We start from the raw sequence: 17,520 nt of genomic DNA on the forward strand, positions 1-17,520 counted from the left end.
AAAATTAATATAATTTTTATAACTGTAAGATGCACAAACAAAATTTTAAAATAATTTTATCATTTCTCCTTCTCCTTACCAGCAACTTTATTTTCTCTCAGAAGAAGTTTACTATCGTTCTGGATGCGGGACACGGAGGAAGTGATCATGGGGCTAACAGGTCCTATTCCGACATCGGAAGAGTCGCAGAAAAAGATATTACACTTGCTATTACATTAAAAGTAGGAGCCATGTTAGAAAAAAACAGAGACTTCAAAGTAATATACACCCGTAAAATCGACGAGTACCCTTCTCTATCCGACAGAACCAATCTGGCTAACAGAAGTAAAGCGGATCTTTTTATATCCATTCACTGTAATTCTTCTCAAAGACCTACAGCCTATGGTACGGAAACCTATGTACAGGGACCTAACCAGAACAATGAGAACCTTGAGGTTGCCAAAAGAGAAAATGACGTGATCTTCCTGGATGAAAAAGATAAGCAGACATTCGGATCTTATAATGCTGATTCTCCAGAGTCATTAATTGCCTTAAAACTTCAGCAGAGTAAATATCTGGAATCAAGTCTTCTTTTGGGAGGATTAGTAGAAGATAATTTTGTGAACAAAGACAAAAGGTCTTCAAGAGGAGTTTTCCAGAAGAACCTTCACGTTCTCCGTATGAATGCCATGCCATCTGTACTTATTGAAACAGGTTTTATCAACCATCCTGAAGAAAGTCATTATATTGCTTCAGACAAAGGACAGACTGAGATTGCAGAAAGTATCTACAATGCGATTATAGATTATAAGAAAGCTATTGATAGAAAATCAGGAGGTTCTCTTACCGTTAAAAAACCTGAGCCTGAGAAACCAGCTGAAGCACCTTTGAAAAATGATTTCAGAATTCTATTGATGAGCTCTCCTACAAAATACAACGAAAATGACCCTGCCCTGAAGGGTCTGAATTACATTCTTACCCTTAAAGAAAATGGCCAATACAAGTATTACTATGCTGTAACCAATATGGCTTCTGTAAAAGACATCAATCTTAAAACAGCTAAAGATGCAGGTTTCAGAAACTCTTTTGCGGTAGGATTCATGCCAAACCAAAGGATCAGCATGGGATATTATACGATAGAAGTCTATGCCGGTGATAAATTGAATGGTAATTCTTATATCCTTCAGAACTTGAAAGATGTAGAAAGGGAGAAAGATAATGGAGTCTTTTATTACACCTATGGAAAAGTATACACCCTTGAAGATGCAGCAAAACTTCAAAAAGATCTTGAGGCTAAAGGTGTAAAAAACACCGTGATACAAAAAGTTTATAAATAATTTTAAAAAGAAATTTTGAGGTTAAAAAGTTAATTGTTATTTTTGCAACCTCAAAATTTGGCCTATTCGTCTAGTGGTCAGGACTCAAGATTTTCATTCTTGCAACAGGGGTTCGATTCCCCTATAGGCTACAAATTACAAACCTTTAACTGCATCAGTTAAAGGTTTTTTTATTGGCTATTTTCTTCTATTTTCCCCGTTTAAAATCATTTTAAACAGGATTGTTTTGGGGCAATCTGATAGAACAATTAAATGTATGCATTTATAGCATACTGACAATCTGAGAATTACTATTATGGATGATGAAAATACCCTTCTATTTACTTTATATATTACAAAAGTATTATATTTGCAAAAATTTCAGCCATAATTGGTCACACAAATATGGTCACACTGATGAAAAAAAATATTGATAAATCATTGTCTGTAGTTTTCTACAGGCTACCAAATTTTATATCATGCCGGATTTAAAAATACAAGAAGCAAAATTGCTTTTTAAGAAAATCCACTCTAACCCAAAAAGTTATGATTTACAAATCAATGAAGGCGGGATTACAGGCAAAGATGATAAAATCAGTTTCAGACTTTACAGGACTGGAGAAAGGATTGCTTTTGAAGTAACAATTGACGGACTTACTTTCACCAATACCACTGGAGAATGGAATAATGCACTGATCATGCTAGGAAATACGATCAAAAAAATAGAGAAAGAACAAGAAAATTTAAAAATAGAACAAGCAATAAATAAGCTTAGAAAATACCTATCAGAAGAAAATTAAAAATTTTCAAAATAAATTTGGTAGTTTAAAAAAAAGTTTATAGTTTTGCACTCACATTTAAACGATATGGCAAATCATAAATCAGCGTTAAAAAGAATCAGACAAAACGAAACTAAAAGACTTCGTAACAGATATTACCACAAGACTGCTAGAACAGCATTGAAAGCCTTAAGAGGTGAAGAAAACAAAGCTGCTGCTACAGAGCAACTACCAAAAGTGATCGCTTTACTGGATAAATTAGCTAAGAAAAATATTATCCACAAAAACAAAGCGGCTAACTTGAAGAGTAAATTAACAAAGCACGTTAATAAATTAGCGTAAAAGTATAGCTGGCCCGTTCGTCTATCGGTTAGGACCTCAGATTTTCATTCTGGTAAGAGGGGTTCGATTCCCCTACGGGCTACTTCAATTTAAAAAACCACTGTATAACATCAGTGGTTTTTTAAACACAAAGTAGAAAAGCTATTCTTTACAACAAAAAATCTAACCGGCCCGTTCGTCTATCGGTTAGGACCTCAGATTTTCATTCTGGTAAGAGGGGTTCGATTCCCCTACGGGCTACAAGATTAAGAGTTGATACTTATAAAAACAAAAGCTAACACGTTATTTCGGTGACGGAAGATAGAGGGCCCGTTCGTCTATCGGTTAGGACCTCAGATTTTCATTCTGGTAAGAGGGGTTCGATTCCCCTACGGGCTACAAAAAAGACTTTTTCGAAAGTCTTTTTTTCGTTTATATATAGTAAGACTGTATTACAGCAAGTTCTATTCAAAAGATCCACATCTTCAGGTCATTATTATATTGATTTCCCAGGCCACGCTACAGCCAGATCAAAGTAATATTATTTCCTTTCACCTAAGACCTCCCATCAATCAAAGATCATGTTATTTTTACTCTTAACTGTTAAGCCATATTAATTTTCATTAAAAATATCACCGATAATGGAAATATTATTTCCTACTTTTCACATTAATGCCTAAATTTGGATAAAACTATTCATTCTAAAAAAATATAACATGAAATTTAATTTACTTTTGGGAAACCAATTCTCTTTTAAAGCTGGATTAACGGCTTTATTTTTATTTTCTGCCAGCACATTATCTTTTGCGCAGAACAGAATTTATGCACACGCTCAAAGTTCTGGTGTATTTGGGGTAACATGTCTTGGCTGTCGTGTAGACAATCCTCAGAATGCAATCGGAAGTAACGAAGATGATTATTCAACAATGGTATTGGGCACAGCACTATTAGGAGGAATCCAGCAAACTCTGGCTTTTCCTGATTTAAGATCGGACACCAGACTGGTTGTAGGAATCGGAACAGACAACATCCCTTTATCTGTACAATTATTAAGTGGAGTAACTCTTGAGACCATGAACGGGGGAACTTCCAATGATGACCGCAGAACTGTTGATGTAAGTCTTCTTAAACTGGGAGCAACACCTAACAGAGGTACGGTAGAATTCAAGCCAGCAAAGCCTTATGATGGAATTAGAGTTGGCTTAACCGGAGGTGTATTAAGCCTTGGCGGTGGTTTCAGAATTTATTATGCCTACCAGGATCCATTGATCAATATTATGGCTCACAGTGAAAACGGACAGGTAACTCTTGGTGGAAATGTTCCTGTGGAAGGTTCTGAAATTACGTTGTTCAACACTTCCGGGAAAGAGGTATTCCGTTCTACACTAAAATCAAATACATTTGAGCCCAGACAATCTGAAGGTGTTTATATTATGAACGTACATACAAAAGAAGGAAAAACGTTTTCAAGAAAAATTTTGATCAAATAATTAAATAAGAGATAAACTCAATACGGCAGACTTTTCAAGTCTGCCGTATTTTTTTGCATTCATTTTCAGAGAAATACAAAAAACAATCATTAAATAAAAATAAATTCATAATCATAAATATCAACAAATTATCAACAAATCACATAAATATGAAATAAAATAAGCAACATAATCATTTTATTTATAAATTTACAAAAAGCTAAAACCCAAAATTTTCCATATATGAAAACTTATTTATTACTTAGCCAACGCACAATGAAAGCTGCTGTTCTGGCATCATTCTTATTCCTAACAGGCACTATGTCTTTTGCACAGATTGTAAAAACATATGCAAGCAGTCAAACCAATCAGGTATTGGGAGTATGCTTGGGCTGCGGTGTATTGAACCCTCAAAATGCAGTAGGAAGTAACGAAACCGACTACTCTACAATACAGGTTTCAGTGGGGCTCCTTGCAAGAACAGAACAAACATTGATCTTCCCAACTACCAATATCGCTAACAACACCAACAAACTTGTTCTTGGGATTGGCTCAAACGGAACTCCATTATCGGCTCAGGTATTGGGAGGTGTATCTATTGAAACATTTAACGGAGATGTTTCCAACAACGACTACCAGAGTCTTGGTTCTACTCTAATCAAACTTGGAGACACAGATCCAAGCAAAGCTGAAATCGAACTTACGATGAATATTCCTTTTGACCGTATTAAAATAAACGTGAATTCAGGATTATTGAATATTGGTGGTGAGCTTAGAGTATACTATGCTTATCAGTACAAAGATCCATTCATCAATTTCATGGCTCACAGCCAAAACGGATTGTTTACTCTTGACAAAAATGTTTCTGCAGAAGGTTCAGAGGTTTCTTTAACCAATACTTCAGGAAAAGAAGTATTCCGTTCTAAGCTGACATCAAACACATTTGAAACGAAACAGCCACAAGGAGTATATATCATGAACATTACCACAAAAGAAGGTAAGTCATATTCTAAAAAGGTGATCATCAAATAAAAAAGATCCATAACAAATCGAACCCGGCAAGCTTTTCAAGCTTGCCGGGTTTTTTATATGTCTGATGTTTCACGATCTTATCAGCGTAAGGTTGTTTTTATCATTTATATTGTCTTTTTAAATTAATAAAAACCCCAACCAAAAAAAAATGGTTGGGGTTATATTGACAAGATTAAAGATCTAAAGTATTCTTAATTTTTAATCAGTTTTTGCTGATATACTGCTTTATCTGTAACAGCTTTTAAAATATAAACACCTTTTGGAAGCGTGCTTACATTAATCTGTCCGTTGTTCAGCTGTGCATTGACTGCTCTACCTGAAGCATCATAGATAGAAACATTCTGGATTTTCTCCTGTGTTTTAATGGTAAGAATATCAGTAACCGGATTAGGGTAAATTCCGAACTCAAGTTTCTTCACCTCAGCCGTAGCCAATGTTGAAGCTGTACTGTTTACTGTAATTGTTTTCTCAACCAATTTACCATTCGAGTTAAAGCTGATTACAATATCAGATGTTCCCGAAGTAAGTGGCGTAAGAACTAATTCGTCATTATTATTAATAGCTACAGAAACTGCTGTAGGATTGCTGTTCGATTTGATAGACTTTACAACAGATACTGCCATGTTATCTGCATCTGAAACTATTGATTTCAGGTCAATCGCTGTAGTATTTCCAGCTGTAACCTGTGAAGGCAAAACGTTGCTTACAACAGGAACTGAATTATTGGTAAATACTGTCAATGAAGGGAACCAGTAGTAATCATTCAGAGTTTTGGTATTGATAAGAGCTCCGGTCATATCATAAGTATGAATCCAGTTTTTCTGATAGTGTGCTCCGTATCCGCTTTCTGTTGTATTCAGAACCAATTCTCCTGTAATAGGATTTACACGAAGAGCTGCACCGTAAGGGATCTGCTTAAATTGTCCTGTCTGCCCTGGAATTGCAGCAAAGTTTTCGTTAAATGTCTTAGTGGTAACATCGAATCTTACAATCTGTGTTCCTGAACTCCAACTGCTTAATGAGTTGATCCAGTATAAAGCGTTTTCTTTATTGCTTGCTGAAAATTTACCTGCATTCCATGCTCCCCAATCACCGATATATTTAGTAGTTGGAATATTGTAGATCTGCGTAGCAAAAGTTGTAGGATTGATGTTAATCAGTTTTTGATCCTGAATTCCCCATACACTTCCGTCTTTAGCCTGAGCCACTGAATAGAAACCTCCGGCAATCGTACTCACTACTGTATCGGTGCTAGGATCAATTACTAAAATTCCTGCACCCTGCTTCACGGCAAATACATATTGTGAAGTACGGATCATATTTCCGATCTGTCCAGTTCCACCTGTTCCGCTGATCAGGGTACCTACCTGTAAATTGTCAATATTAAAAAGAACAATTCCTGTAGAAGTTCCAATGTATCCTTTATGTTCATTCACACCTACAAAAGATCTACCGTCACCGCCTCCAATATTGTTGAATCCAGCAATTTTCTGCATTGTCTGAGCATTAGCTACAACAAGTCTTCCTCCCGGAGTATACTGAGTATCTCCTCCATCAGCAGCCTGTTTTGATATGAAATAGAATTTATCTCCGTAGATCGTTCCATACTGTGTAGTCGCTCCGAAAGCCTGGTTATTGTTGGCGTTACTGTACACACGGTAATTGATCTGTCCGTTATTGTCGATGAAATTTACAGAACCGTTTGTATGGCCAAACCATTCTTCATTCACCATGAAATATCCATTCGTAAAGTTGGTAGAAGCTACATATGGCGAAACAGGAGTAATGGTAGAAGAAATAGGAGTTTGATTAAATCCTACATTAAAATTCCAAACATCCCACGACCCGTTTTCCAATACACGTGAAGAAGCACCTACACTAGAATATCCGAAATCAGCATCTGCCGGATCTTTTACCCAATACGACCAATATCCGTTCACTGTCCATCCAGACTGCCAGTGATCATTGGCAGCATCTACGATTGTATAGCTATCAAAATCATAAGCATTAGTATTGACAAAACCATTTACCGGATATAAGGGATAGGTGGTATTTCCGCTTTTGATCAGTGCATTGGTGTTCTGCCCGTTCAGGTCAAAACCTATTCCTCCGACAGCTGATCCAAATTGAGTTCCCTGATACAGTAATGTGTATAGTCTGTGATCTGCTTTAGCAATAGCTTTCAGCATATCTTCTCCCGTAGCATTTCCATCCCATTTGAATCCCCAAACCATCGCATCAGGATTTTTACTGTCATTCCACTGTACTACAAAAGCAGCCTGATTGGATCCTGATCCTACCCAATACTGGATATCAGAAAAACTGATCGTAGTCGTATTAAGTTGACTGATCCCGGAAATATCATTTCGGGGCACACCTTGAACTTTTATCTGTGCATTCGATACGCATGCAAACAGAAAAAGCATCATAAAAAGATAAAACTTTTTCATTCTTTTTTAATTTAAATAGATTGTATTATTGAATCATTATTTGAAATGTAAATCGTAAGCTCCGGCAACTTCTGTAGAAACTTCACCCAGCCAGCCGGCTTCCTGATTGACTCCTGTATATATTTTCATAAAATCAACACCCGGAAGCTTCACATATTTCCCACTTCTGTCTACCGCCCAGGAAATATCAATATTGGAAGCTTCATCATTATTCGGAGCATTATCCGCATATCCGAAATCATATGATTTTCCTACCCAATAGGATCCATTCCCGCTCTGATCATAAAAATTATTTGCCAGTCTGGTTCCTGAAAAACTGTAAGAAGGATCTGTAAACCATAGAGGATAATAACTTTGTACGTGAAAAGTATTTTTTGTTTTAAAACCCTGATTTCCCAGGTTATCATTCCATTTGATATATTCTACATCGGTCTGCCAGAATTCACTTCCGGCTACAGGAGTTTTATTTTCATCAGGTTTATGGTAGGTAATACTGTAATCTTTTACGGTTGTATTTTTGAAGTATTCACTGCCTGCGATTTCGTACCACTCGTCATTATCGGGTTTCCCGTTTTTGTTTCTATCGTAGGCAACCATAATAATTCCCGGCTCACAGGATCCTGAGCGCTGATCACTGGCATCACTTCCAAAGAATGCATTTCCCAGTATTTTAAAATCCCGTCCATTCAGGTTCGGAATCGTGTGATCAAATCCAAAAACAACATATCCGCCATATCCGCCAAGAGTGATCATGGTAGAATTTCCCCCTACCAATGATTCGTTTGCTTTCTGAAGCATATTTGCGGTTGTATATCCTGGTAAATATTCCGGGATTTCGTTCATGAACTGTCCTACAGCAGGACGGAATTCCAATACTTTGGCGATATATTTACTGTAAGGTGTTTTTTCTTTGGTAACGATGATTTTGGAATGATAAACCTGCTCGTTTCCTTTATTGTTAATTTTTAAAGTCAAAGGATAAGCATCTGCCTTCGGACTGATAAATTCAAGTTCTGAATTTTGAGAAATAATAGAATCATTAATACTCCATGTGACAGCTCCCGAAGCATTGGTAGGAATACTCAACACTCTAAAACGTTCAATGGAATAGGAATCATCAAGGCCATTAAATGTAAACTCATCTTCATCATCATGTTTACAGGCTATCACACCTACCAGGAAGCATGATAAAACTCCGATTTTTAAATAAGTAAAGGTATTTCTGTTCATTTCTTAAAGTTTGGTTATTTGTATAAAAAAGCGAAGTGGGCAGGAATATTTCCGCCTTCCGTTTTCCATTTAAAGCGTCCGTTTTTATCAAAGCAATACACAAATCCCATGGAAACGTAATTCCTGGCATCTGTCATGTAGATATCTTCTGTGATGGGGTTTACTGCAATTCCGTAAGGTGTTTTAATGGCAGTCTCATATTCTTTATCAAAAATCCTGTTGGCAATAATCTCTTCGGTTTTTACATCGATGATCCCAAAGGTTTTTTTATAGCTATGAGTATTGTAATTGAATTCATTTCCGTAGAAATAGAGCTTATCATTAACGATCGTCATTTCACTGACGGAGAGATGAAAATCTTTTTTAACAGTTCCTGTAGCTGCATCTATTAAATAAAGACTGGAAGGGACATTATAATAATCTCCTCTTGAGGTTACATACAGATCACCATAATTGTCTTTTTTAATATGATGAAGATTGATGGCCACATTTATTTTTTGAAGTTCTGTAAAAGTATTCAGGTCTATTACAGAAACAGTATTGTCATAATCGGGAGCTTTATATCCTCCGGAATTGGCAACAAATAATTTATTTCCTACAATCTCCATTTCTTCCGGTTGGTATCCTACTACGACTTCACGCTGAATGGAAAGAGAAGTGGTGTCAATTTCCACTACTTTTCCTTTAGGTGCTTTTGGATTAATAGCTACCGGTCCGGCATAGCTGCTGGCATAAGCTTTCCCGTCTTTGAAGGCAAGATATCTGCAGTTCTGTAATGGAATAGAAGTAATACGCTTGGCTGTTTTGGCATCCAGTACTTCAATTTTGTTGGAAACATTAACAACAATGTAGAGTTTGCTGCCGTAGACTTTGATATCATTTCCTACATCTCCTAATTCTTTTACGACATTGGGATTTATTTCTGCATAGATATTCCGGTAATAGGTTCCTTTGGTGTAATCAAAAAAATCCAGAGTGCATTTATTGCTTCCCATATTCCCTTCATTCAGCATATAAAACCCTTTTATTGCTGTATTTTCTGAAGGAAGTCCTTCTACCACTTCCTGACGGACAATGATGTCATCTGTACGGCATGAAGTAAGAAAAGCTAATACAAGAAATAAAAAATAAAAGTTTAGTTTTCTCATAAGGTGAAGTTTAGAATAAGTTTAAAGTTTCTTCCCGGCATCGGATAATTGATGACAACATCATAGTATTGATTGAAAATATTATTCATTTCAAGGCTTACTTTAAATTGATGATTGGCCCAGTTGAATTTTTTCTGAACAGACAGATCGTGAGTATACCAGGGTTGTACATAATTATATTGAATATTATCCTGGTTCACGTCATATCTTTCTCCTACGTACATAACACTGTAATTAAAACTCCAGTCTTTATAATCTGCCATCAGACTGAAAGATCCGCTATGCCATGGAGTGTAAGGAATCTGATTTCGATAGAAGGTATCTTCCGGATCACTCATATCTCTTGCACTTTGGTAAGTGTAGGAAAGCAATGGTCTTAGTTTTACTTGTCCCAGCTGCATTTCAGTCTGAAGATTTACATCTGCTCCAATGATTTCAACCATTCCCAGGTTCATCATGAGCCAGCGGAACATGCTTCCGTTAGGTGCCGCTACAATTTTATCCTGTACTTTATTGTAATAGCCGTCTACTTTAGCATAAAAGCTTTTAAAGAAATGATTGTTATAGTTCTTCTGATAGGTAAATCCTACATCATACTGATTGGTAAATTCCGGCTTCAGATACGTATTTCCGATATTGGTATAATACAGATCATTGAAGGTTGGAAGTCGGAAAATCCTTTTGTAGAAAGCTCTAAGAGTAAGTTCAGGAATAATTTCCGGCTGATAGCTCATAAATACGGCAGGTGTCCACTCTCTCGCATCTCCCGGCCTTTTGTTTTTTCTTACTTCTTCAAAAGTAAAGGTTCCTAAAAGGCTTCCCAGGATTTTGAACCTGTTCCACTGATAAGTCGTTGCCACTGCTACCAATGTGGTGTAACGGGTAGGATAAGAAAAATTATCCAGATTGGCATCCAGATTATTGTACTGAAAATCCCCACTCAGGCTGACATCCCAATTGGGTGTGATAGAATAGATATTGGATGAGGAAAGATAGAGTTCTCGTTGGATATAGGTGTTATCGGTATAAATAATAGACTGCGAACGAACCGTATCCATGAAATGGGTATAATCGTAAGCAAATTTTGCCTTCAGCTGGGTTTCAAATTTTGGAAACAGCTTTTTTCTCAGGTTAGCCTGTACGAAATAGTTTTCATCGGAAAGCCTTGCGCCTCTGCCTCCAAAACGACCGTTAACAATAGGCGCCGGCATTCCACGGTCTGAAATATAACCATAGCCTCTGATATTCCAGCTTCCGTTATTTAAAGTTCCGTTGAGAGAAGTTTCAAAACGTTTTGCTTTGATATCCGAATCCTGTCTTTTTGCAATGGTATCATAAGCCTGCTGGCCATCGGGATATTTCTTTGCATACCGAAATCTGTAAATTCCGTCACTCTGCATAAATTCTCCACTGAAGCTGGCAGAAACCCGGTCTGAAATCTTCTGTTCCAATCGGAATGACGGGTTGAAAAGATCAATAGAAGCACTTTTTGCTCTGATCACAAGATTGGTTTTTCTTGTTCCTTTAAATACCGGTGTTTTCGGCTGTAAATAGATAGATCCCGAAGACCCGAAATCCTTTGCAGGTTGGAAAATTTCACTTTTCTGCCCGTTATACAATGATATTTCTTCCAGATCGTCCAAAGAATATCTTCCCAGATCTACCAGTCCGTTTTGGGCATTTCCCAGTTGAATTCCATCATAGAAAACACCAACGTGCTGGCTTCCCATACTTCGGATATTAATGGTTTTCAAACCACCCAACCCTCCATAGTCTTTGATCTGAACACCGGAGAAATACCGCAGAGCATCTGCAACAGAGTGGCTGTTCAGTCTTTCCAGCTGCTCGCCCTGTAAGGTTTGTGCCGGAAGGATTTCTTTAAAATTCTTTTTGTAAAGATTGATTCCTTTAATTGTCTCTTCCTCCAGACTATCTTTTTTCTTGGTTTGAGAAAACAAAAGTTGAGATGTTATCACCAGTATTGTGAAAACAGCTTTATGAATTGTAGAAGTAGTTAGTTTTGCTGCCATTAGCTCATTTAAGATAATGATGACGCTAATGGATATAAGAAAACAACGACAAAGCACAGCTATCACTGCACAGAATCATTGATGTCCTAAGCTTTATTCCACGAAAGCGTCAAACGATTATTTTCTGGCAGGTCTTCTGACTTACTCCATTTTTGAAATCCTTCCCATTAAAAAAAACAGTGGATATATTCTTCAAAAATCTTGGTGTGGAGCTTACAGCAGCGGGTCTGTCCCGGATTTTCACCGGATTCCCTTTTAAGAGCTTTTTAGGGCTCACCAAATTTCGGCAAAGATAAAGAATTATTCCTAACCCCCAATTAAAATCATGATTCATAAACAATTAAAGCTCCCGAAGGAGCTTTAACATCATTTTATTAAGGGTTTCACTTTAAATTCCAATATTCAGAAAAATACTGAATCTCGATTTTGCTTCAATATCTCCTCCTGCCAGATGAGTGTACATGGGAAGCATTATCTCACTTCCCAAACTCAGTTTTTTATAAGAGGCTTCAAATCCTAGTTTCCCATATAACGCACTTCCAGCAGTATTGGGTAAAGCTTCATCGAATTGTTTATTCTGGGCATACACTTCTCCCTGAACGCCCGTTTTTACAGAAAATATAGATTTTTCATATCCCGCAACCTGATAAAAACCTGTCGCAGCATAGTTCCATTGGTTTCCAAAACGGTAATTTTTCTTATTCTCCGTCTTGATCGTATAGTCTGTATTGACCATTACCGCCACTTTATTTTTCTGAAACTTATAATTCAAAGCGGCCTGATAATCCCAGCTTCCGGTTCCCAGCTGAAAACTCGGATTAACACCGGAAACTCCTTTTTCATCAAATTTTCCCAAAGGAATTTTCACTCCTAAACCTCCACTCAGATGGTGGAAATTATCTTTAGAGCTCATCAGCTGATAAATTCCCATCAGATTCAGATCCCCTATTCCATTGATTTTGATATCTCCCTGTAAGGTTTTCTTTTCATGGAAATGGAAAGGCAGACTTGCATATACACTCAGTTTTTTAGTCAATGGAATTTTCCCCCAAAGCTGCAGGGTATTGAAATACTGATCCTGCGTAAGATCTTTTACAAATAAATTTTCTTTGGCTTTGTAATGCTGGGCAAAGTATTTGATTCCGATAAACTGTGGGTTCAATAAAGACTCAAAGCCTGAAGATCCATTTCCTGCTGCACAGCCGCAAGCATCACAATCATCATCAAAATCGAATCTGCTAAAGGTATTTGGAGCACTATAAGCACTGTCTCTAATGGTCTTCGCCTGATTCTGGCTAAACAGGATCAAACTTACTATCAATATAATCTTCTTCATGTTTTCTATAAATTATTCTGCAAATTTTGGATTGGATATAAAACTTTTGTCGGACAGTGTTTTCAGGAATGCAATGATCGACTGTTTTTCCTGTCTGTTCATGGCTATTCCTATATGACCGTTCTGTTTCAGCTGTGGATCCAGATTGGCATTATCTTCTACCTGATTCGAATAGAAATTAAGGACCGCATCTAAGGTGTAAAACCTCCCGTCATGCATGTAAGGCGCTGTATATTCTACATTTCTCAAACTCGGAACACGGAATTTCATCCAATCTACCTGATTAAGGGTTACTCTGTAACGTCCTGCATCCTTGAATTCCGTGTTATAATACATTCCTGTATTCCGGAAACTCTCATCAGTAAACAGTTCTCCGCTATGACAAGAAGCGCACTTCTGCCCGAACAAAGCCATTCCCTGGGATTCTGCTGAAGTTAGCTGCTCTTTTCCCTGCTTGAATCTATCGTATTTTGAATCCGCAGAGATCAACGAGGCCATAAACTGCGACAAAGCTTTTAGAATTCGTTCTCCTGTAATCGTTTCGTCTCCATAGGCTTCTCTGAAAAGTTTTTTATACTTCTGATCATCTTTTATCTTTGAAATAGCTTCCGGTATGGAGCTGTCCATTTCATTGACATCTGTAATCGGACTGATGGGCTGCTCATTAAGATTATGAATCACTCCGTCCCACATATATCTTTTCAAAAAAACCATATTCTGAATAGGTGGTGCATTCCTGATTCCGATTCTGTCATCCACACCATGACTTACAGTATGCCCGTGATGGGTAAACGCATTTTCCTGAATATGACAGAAACCGCATGAAATGGTATTATTTCTGGAAAGTCTGCCTTCATAGAATAATTTTCGTCCCAACTCCACTCCATTTTTTGTCACAGGATTAGTTGATTTATCAAAAGTCATTTCCGGGAAATAAGAAGGAAACTGCAGGTTATATGCTTCATCCTTTTCCAACGGCTGGATCACCTCATCAGAACAGGAAATACAACTCAACAGAAATACAAGCAGAACCAGTATCGTTTTAACAAAAAAATTAATCATTGTGAACGTGGTCTACTTTAAACATTTTTGTAAGATTATTGGTAACATCTGCCAGGTGTTGGTTTGAACCCATCAACATATCATTAGCTGTTGTCAGGCTAAGAGCTTTTTCTCCGCTCAGAAACTGGTTAAGATCTGCCAAAATATGAACAGAAGGGCGGATTGTTCCGGTTACTCTTGCTGTTGTCGGAAGATTCAATGTAATTTCACGGTATAGGTCAGGCTGCTCATTAGCTGTAACATTCCCCATATTTCCTGTGTGATTCATAAATTCCTTTGAAGGAGCATCATTCCCATATTTCCCTTCCAGTTTTACAAAGACATATCCGGCAGCCCATGACCACGTCATTCCTTTCTGCTTGGCTTTTGTCCAGAATTCTGCTTGTCCGTCTTGTCCCAGCAAATATGCTTTCTGACTGATACCCAATCCAAATCTTATTTTTTTGTAATTATTTTTTGGAATGCCATCCAGGTTAAGATATATAATTCCGGCTACAGCATCTGCCTGGTCAACGATAAAAGCGCCTTTATCAGGGTTGTTTTCATTGTATTTAAATTCATTTCCATTCTCGTCTATCAGGGCGATATTACTGATTACATATTTTAAAGCGGAAAAATTATGTTTCTGTCCATTAGAAGAAGTCTGAGTCGTTTGGTTCAAGACGATATCTCCTACATTATTAAATCCGTTTTCAAATTTGATCTGAAGTTTTCCGGGGGTGGTATCCTGTGGATTATCATCATCCCTGCTGCTTTCGCAGGCTACAAAAGAGAATAAAGTAAAGGCAATAAAGAATAGTGATAAAAATTTATAAATTTTCATTGTTGATTTTTTAAGTTGAATTATATTTTTGAAATGCGGACATTTTTTTACCAGAAAAGGCACAGAAGTTCTTACACTTAAGTTATTTTAAGTGATAAGCTTTATGCATAATAAGAACACTTAAGCTTTTTAAAATCTTTGATTTTTAATTGATGTAAGCTTTTGTGACTTTTGTAGTTGAATAGTGATAGTTTAACTTAAAAAACCGGTGGTTTGAAAATGTGGGTAAGAAACAGAAAAGAGTAAGCTGCTTCGTAAGTAAAGTTGAAATTGAAAAACGAACGCTTTTCAGTAGTAATAATCTCTGTGGTTTCAGGCAGGATATAAGTATCAAGAATTTTCTGTCCTGAATTTTTTATTTTCTGAAAGGGTGAAGATTCTGAATCATTGGTTTTCGCCAATTCTTTACTCAGGTAACATTTTCCGTTACAGTGAACCTCCGGCCTGCTTTTATTAATACAGAGAACTTTGACGATATAATCATAATTTACAGCATACTCTACCAATGGCACCAAAGGTCTTAGCACCATATAAAAAGTAAAAAGTATGCTGTAAAATAATTTCATCAGATTATTTCTTGCTTATAGCTTCATCATATCTTCTGCTGATCTCTTTCCAGTTGGTAACATTCCAGATAGCGGTAAGATAATCTGCTCTTTTATTCTGATATTTTAAATAATAAGCGTGTTCCCATACATCAATTCCGAAGATAGGATTTCCTTTCTCTTCCACTACATCCATTAAAGGATTATCCTGATTGGGTGTTGAAGAAACAAATAGTTTTCCGCTTTTATCCACAGAAAGCCATGCCCATCCTGATCCGAAACGATCTGCTCCGGCTTTAGCCATTTTTTCTTTAAAAGCATCCATACTTCCGAAAGTTTCAGTGATGGCTTTTGCTAATTTTGCTGAAGGCTGTGTATTTTTCTGAGGAGTAAGAACAGTCCAGAACAGTTCATGGTTGTAATGTCCTCCTGCATTGTTTCTCACTGCAGCAGGCAGCTTTGAAGCATTGGAAAGAATCTGAAACAAAGTTTCTTTTTCCTGTGGAGTTCCCGTAATGGCTTTATTCAGGTTAGCTACATACGCTGCGGCATGTTTTGAATAATGAATTTCCATTGTTTGGGCATCAATATTTCCTTCCAAAGCATTATAAGCATATGGCAGAGGTGTCTGCTTAAACTGAGCCACTGCAAACTGGGCCGCGAAAACTGCACTTAGAGCAGCTATTTTCAAAATCTTCATAACGTTTTTGTTTATGGTTTAACAATGTTTTCTATTAGGCTGGAAGAGGGAAGATGGAGGTTAGAAGTTATTTAGCATAAAGTATAACTTCTTCAACTTCTATTTTACTTTATATCAAAAAACCGCCAGATCCTCATCGTCTGGAATAACATCCAGCTTCAAACATCCAGCCTCCCTCTTCTCTATTTCAATAATTTCTTAATATCTTCAATCAGAATTTCTCTGTCTGGGTGGTATTTCCCAGTCAGTTTGGGAGTTTTACCTTCCGGATCTTCATAATTTAATCCTGAATAATACAGAATAGGCATATTTTCTTTGTTGTATCTACATCGGATATTTCCGTCCTGATCTACCAGGGCAATCATTCCGCTGTGATTCAGGCTTTCTCCTTCATCTTCTTTATCGCCTACGTAGATATTAAATTTATCAGCAAGATCACCAATATAGGTACGGTCTCCGGTCAGGAAATGCCAGTTTGGAGATTTCGCACCTATTCTTTGGGCATGTTCTTTCAATGCTGCAGGGGTATCGTTCTCGGGATCAATACTGATGGAGATTATTCCAAAGTTGGGATCATCGATCTGATTCTGGATAGCCTTCATATTGGTATTCATCACCGGGCATATCGTAGGACATTTGCTGAAGAAAAATTCTACCAGATAAACCTTTCCCAACATGTCTTTATTGGTAATTTTCTTACTGTTCTGATCTGTCATTTCAAAATCGGGAACTTTCATTACGGTATAAAGGTTCTTTTTAAAATATCCCATTCCTACCCCTATTCCCAGGAAAAGCAATGCAAATAACGCGATCGGTATGATCACCTTACTTTTATTATTGTTTTTTCTATTTTTGGGCATATTTCTCGGGGCTTTTTTTGAATTCACGTTTGCAGGATACACTGCAAAAACCATACGTTTTATTTTTATATACAGCCGTATCTTTAATAGATCCGGCAGTTTTCATGTGGCAGATAGGATCTTCTTCATTCACTACCTGTACATTTTCCACGTTCTTTCCAGAGGAGTCCATGTGGCTTGCGTGCTTTACCTTAGGCGTTTCCTTGGCACACGACAGTAATGCTATTGACAGCAGGGCAGTCAAAAAAATGGGAGATTTCATTTTAATGTTAAATTGAAATTAATAATGTTAAATAAAGTTATGACACAATGTACAAGTCTGAAAAACCACAGAATTCTTCAAAAGAATCAAGGGATTTCTAACGGCTTACCATTGTTCATTTTAATTGTGGGCTATATCTTCAATGACTTATTAATAAAAGCTTTAAGCACTTTCACTT

16 protein-coding genes, 4 tRNA genes and 1 riboswitch are annotated in these 17,520 nt (G+C 37.1%); of the genes, 9 read left to right on the forward strand and 11 right to left on the reverse strand.

The genetic code is table 11. The annotated features are described in order from the left end of the window. Positions 1-29 precede the first annotated feature (29 nt). From DBR39_RS08620 to DBR39_RS08660, 9 genes are all read left to right on the forward strand, one after another. Positions 30-1,316, forward strand: a complete 1,287-nt coding sequence (locus DBR39_RS08620) for an N-acetylmuramoyl-L-alanine amidase (RefSeq protein WP_124532258.1) — start codon at positions 30-32, stop codon at positions 1,314-1,316. Between the two features lie 59 nt (positions 1,317-1,375). Beyond that, a tRNA-Glu gene (locus DBR39_RS08625) sits at positions 1,376-1,447 on the forward strand. 327 nt (positions 1,448-1,774) lie between these two features. Beyond that, positions 1,775-2,095 (forward strand): hypothetical protein, encoded by a 321-nt coding sequence (locus tag DBR39_RS08630; protein ID WP_109737771.1) that lies wholly within the window; start codon positions 1,775-1,777, stop codon positions 2,093-2,095. A 66-nt stretch (positions 2,096-2,161) separates the two neighbouring features. Then, positions 2,162-2,416, forward strand: coding sequence for a 30S ribosomal protein S20 (rpsT, locus tag DBR39_RS08635; RefSeq protein WP_124532260.1), 255 nt, complete (start codon positions 2,162-2,164; stop codon positions 2,414-2,416). Between the two features lie 10 nt (positions 2,417-2,426). Further along, positions 2,427-2,498 (forward strand) — tRNA-Glu (locus DBR39_RS08640). An 86-nt stretch (positions 2,499-2,584) separates the two neighbouring features. Next, a tRNA-Glu gene (locus DBR39_RS08645) sits at positions 2,585-2,656 on the forward strand. A gap of 66 nt (positions 2,657-2,722) precedes the next feature. Further along, positions 2,723-2,794 (forward strand) — tRNA-Glu (locus tag DBR39_RS08650). 317 nt (positions 2,795-3,111) lie between these two features. Beyond that, positions 3,112-3,885, forward strand: a complete 774-nt coding sequence (locus DBR39_RS08655; RefSeq protein WP_124532262.1) for a T9SS type A sorting domain-containing protein — start codon at positions 3,112-3,114, stop codon at positions 3,883-3,885. 222 nt (positions 3,886-4,107) lie between these two features. Further along, entirely contained in the window at positions 4,108-4,896 is a 789-nt protein-coding gene (locus DBR39_RS08660) for a T9SS type A sorting domain-containing protein (protein ID WP_124532264.1), read from the forward strand. A 191-nt stretch (positions 4,897-5,087) separates the two neighbouring features. Here the strand turns inward: DBR39_RS08660 and DBR39_RS08665 are convergent, their stop codons facing one another. The 11 genes from DBR39_RS08665 to DBR39_RS24215 all read right to left on the reverse strand — a co-directional run bounded on the left by DBR39_RS08665 (position 5,088) and on the right by DBR39_RS24215 (position 17,342). Beyond that, the gene (locus DBR39_RS08665) at positions 5,088-7,346 is read right to left on the reverse strand and encodes a DUF5074 domain-containing protein (protein ID WP_124532266.1); all 2,259 of its coding nucleotides are present in this window, start codon (positions 7,344-7,346) and stop codon (positions 5,088-5,090) included. Between the two features lie 36 nt (positions 7,347-7,382). Further along, positions 7,383-8,576: a cell surface protein gene (locus DBR39_RS08670; protein WP_124532268.1), complete on the reverse strand. Its 1,194-nt coding sequence runs from the start codon at positions 8,574-8,576 to the stop codon at positions 7,383-7,385. A gap of 14 nt (positions 8,577-8,590) precedes the next feature. After that, a complete protein-coding gene (locus DBR39_RS08675; protein ID WP_124532271.1) occupies positions 8,591-9,724 on the reverse strand; it encodes a YncE family protein in 1,134 nt (377 codons plus the stop codon). Next, the gene (locus tag DBR39_RS08680; protein ID WP_124532273.1) at positions 9,721-11,754 is read right to left on the reverse strand and encodes a TonB-dependent receptor plug domain-containing protein; all 2,034 of its coding nucleotides are present in this window, start codon (positions 11,752-11,754) and stop codon (positions 9,721-9,723) included. The genes DBR39_RS08675 and DBR39_RS08680 overlap by 4 nt, the downstream gene beginning before the upstream one ends. 108 nt (positions 11,755-11,862) lie before the next feature. Continuing rightward, positions 11,863-12,050: riboswitch (cobalamin riboswitch) on the reverse strand. Positions 12,051-12,142: 92 nt separating this feature from the next. Further along, positions 12,143-13,090 (reverse strand): transporter, encoded by a 948-nt coding sequence (locus DBR39_RS08685; RefSeq protein ID WP_124532275.1) that lies wholly within the window; start codon positions 13,088-13,090, stop codon positions 12,143-12,145. A 12-nt stretch (positions 13,091-13,102) separates the two neighbouring features. Beyond that, on the reverse strand, positions 13,103-14,152 hold the full coding sequence (locus DBR39_RS08690; RefSeq protein WP_124532277.1) for a cytochrome-c peroxidase: 1,050 nt from the start codon (positions 14,150-14,152) through the stop codon (positions 13,103-13,105). Continuing rightward, positions 14,145-14,975 carry an MbnP family protein gene (locus DBR39_RS08695; protein ID WP_124532279.1) on the reverse strand — a complete coding sequence of 277 codons (831 nt, stop codon included), beginning with the start codon at positions 14,973-14,975 and terminating at the stop codon, positions 14,145-14,147. Before DBR39_RS08695 ends, DBR39_RS08690 begins: the two co-directional genes overlap by 8 nt. A gap of 197 nt (positions 14,976-15,172) precedes the next feature. Next, positions 15,173-15,541 carry a hypothetical protein gene (locus tag DBR39_RS08700; RefSeq protein WP_228447796.1) on the reverse strand — a complete coding sequence of 123 codons (369 nt, stop codon included), beginning with the start codon at positions 15,539-15,541 and terminating at the stop codon, positions 15,173-15,175. A gap of 4 nt (positions 15,542-15,545) precedes the next feature. Next, entirely contained in the window at positions 15,546-16,220 is a 675-nt protein-coding gene (locus DBR39_RS08705) for a superoxide dismutase (protein ID WP_124532281.1), read from the reverse strand. Between the two features lie 182 nt (positions 16,221-16,402). After that, on the reverse strand, positions 16,403-17,080 hold the full coding sequence (locus tag DBR39_RS08710; protein ID WP_124532283.1) for an SCO family protein: 678 nt from the start codon (positions 17,078-17,080) through the stop codon (positions 16,403-16,405). Continuing rightward, positions 17,067-17,342, reverse strand: a complete 276-nt coding sequence (locus DBR39_RS24215) for a YHS domain-containing protein (protein WP_185147155.1) — start codon at positions 17,340-17,342, stop codon at positions 17,067-17,069. The genes DBR39_RS08710 and DBR39_RS24215 overlap by 14 nt, the downstream gene beginning before the upstream one ends. Positions 17,343-17,520 lie beyond the last annotated feature (178 nt).

It is taken from the genome of Chryseobacterium sp. KBW03 (genome assembly GCF_003852415.1).
GTDB classification, from domain to species: domain Bacteria; phylum Bacteroidota; class Bacteroidia; order Flavobacteriales; family Weeksellaceae; genus Chryseobacterium; species Chryseobacterium viscerum.

Bases quoted from the DNA above. Each gene is read 5' to 3' on its own strand.
- DBR39_RS08665 (WP_124532266.1), bottom strand. From the start codon at position 7,346: ATGAAAAAGTTTTATCTTTTTATGATGCTTTTTCTGTTTGCATGCGTA.
- DBR39_RS08700 (WP_228447796.1), bottom strand. From the start codon at position 15,541: ATGAAATTATTTTACAGCATACTTTTTACTTTTTATATGGTGCTAAGA.
- DBR39_RS08695 (WP_124532279.1), bottom strand. From the start codon at position 14,975: ATGAAAATTTATAAATTTTTATCACTATTCTTTATTGCCTTTACTTTA.
- DBR39_RS08630 (WP_109737771.1), top strand. From the start codon at position 1,775: ATGCCGGATTTAAAAATACAAGAAGCAAAATTGCTTTTTAAGAAAATC.
- DBR39_RS24215 (WP_185147155.1), bottom strand. From the start codon at position 17,342: ATGAAATCTCCCATTTTTTTGACTGCCCTGCTGTCAATAGCATTACTG.
- DBR39_RS08705 (WP_124532281.1), bottom strand. From the start codon at position 16,220: ATGAAGATTTTGAAAATAGCTGCTCTAAGTGCAGTTTTCGCGGCCCAG.
- DBR39_RS08660 (WP_124532264.1), top strand. From the start codon at position 4,108: ATGAAAACTTATTTATTACTTAGCCAACGCACAATGAAAGCTGCTGTT.
- DBR39_RS08680 (WP_124532273.1), bottom strand. From the start codon at position 11,754: ATGGCAGCAAAACTAACTACTTCTACAATTCATAAAGCTGTTTTCACA.
- DBR39_RS08675 (WP_124532271.1), bottom strand. From the start codon at position 9,724: ATGAGAAAACTAAACTTTTATTTTTTATTTCTTGTATTAGCTTTTCTT.
- DBR39_RS08710 (WP_124532283.1), bottom strand. From the start codon at position 17,080: ATGCCCAAAAATAGAAAAAACAATAATAAAAGTAAGGTGATCATACCG.
- DBR39_RS08690 (WP_124532277.1), bottom strand. From the start codon at position 14,152: ATGATTAATTTTTTTGTTAAAACGATACTGGTTCTGCTTGTATTTCTG.
- DBR39_RS08685 (WP_124532275.1), bottom strand. From the start codon at position 13,090: ATGAAGAAGATTATATTGATAGTAAGTTTGATCCTGTTTAGCCAGAAT.
- DBR39_RS08620 (WP_124532258.1), top strand. From the start codon at position 30: ATGCACAAACAAAATTTTAAAATAATTTTATCATTTCTCCTTCTCCTT.
- DBR39_RS08655 (WP_124532262.1), top strand. From the start codon at position 3,112: ATGAAATTTAATTTACTTTTGGGAAACCAATTCTCTTTTAAAGCTGGA.
- rpsT (WP_124532260.1), top strand. From the start codon at position 2,162: ATGGCAAATCATAAATCAGCGTTAAAAAGAATCAGACAAAACGAAACT.
- DBR39_RS08670 (WP_124532268.1), bottom strand. From the start codon at position 8,576: ATGAACAGAAATACCTTTACTTATTTAAAAATCGGAGTTTTATCATGC.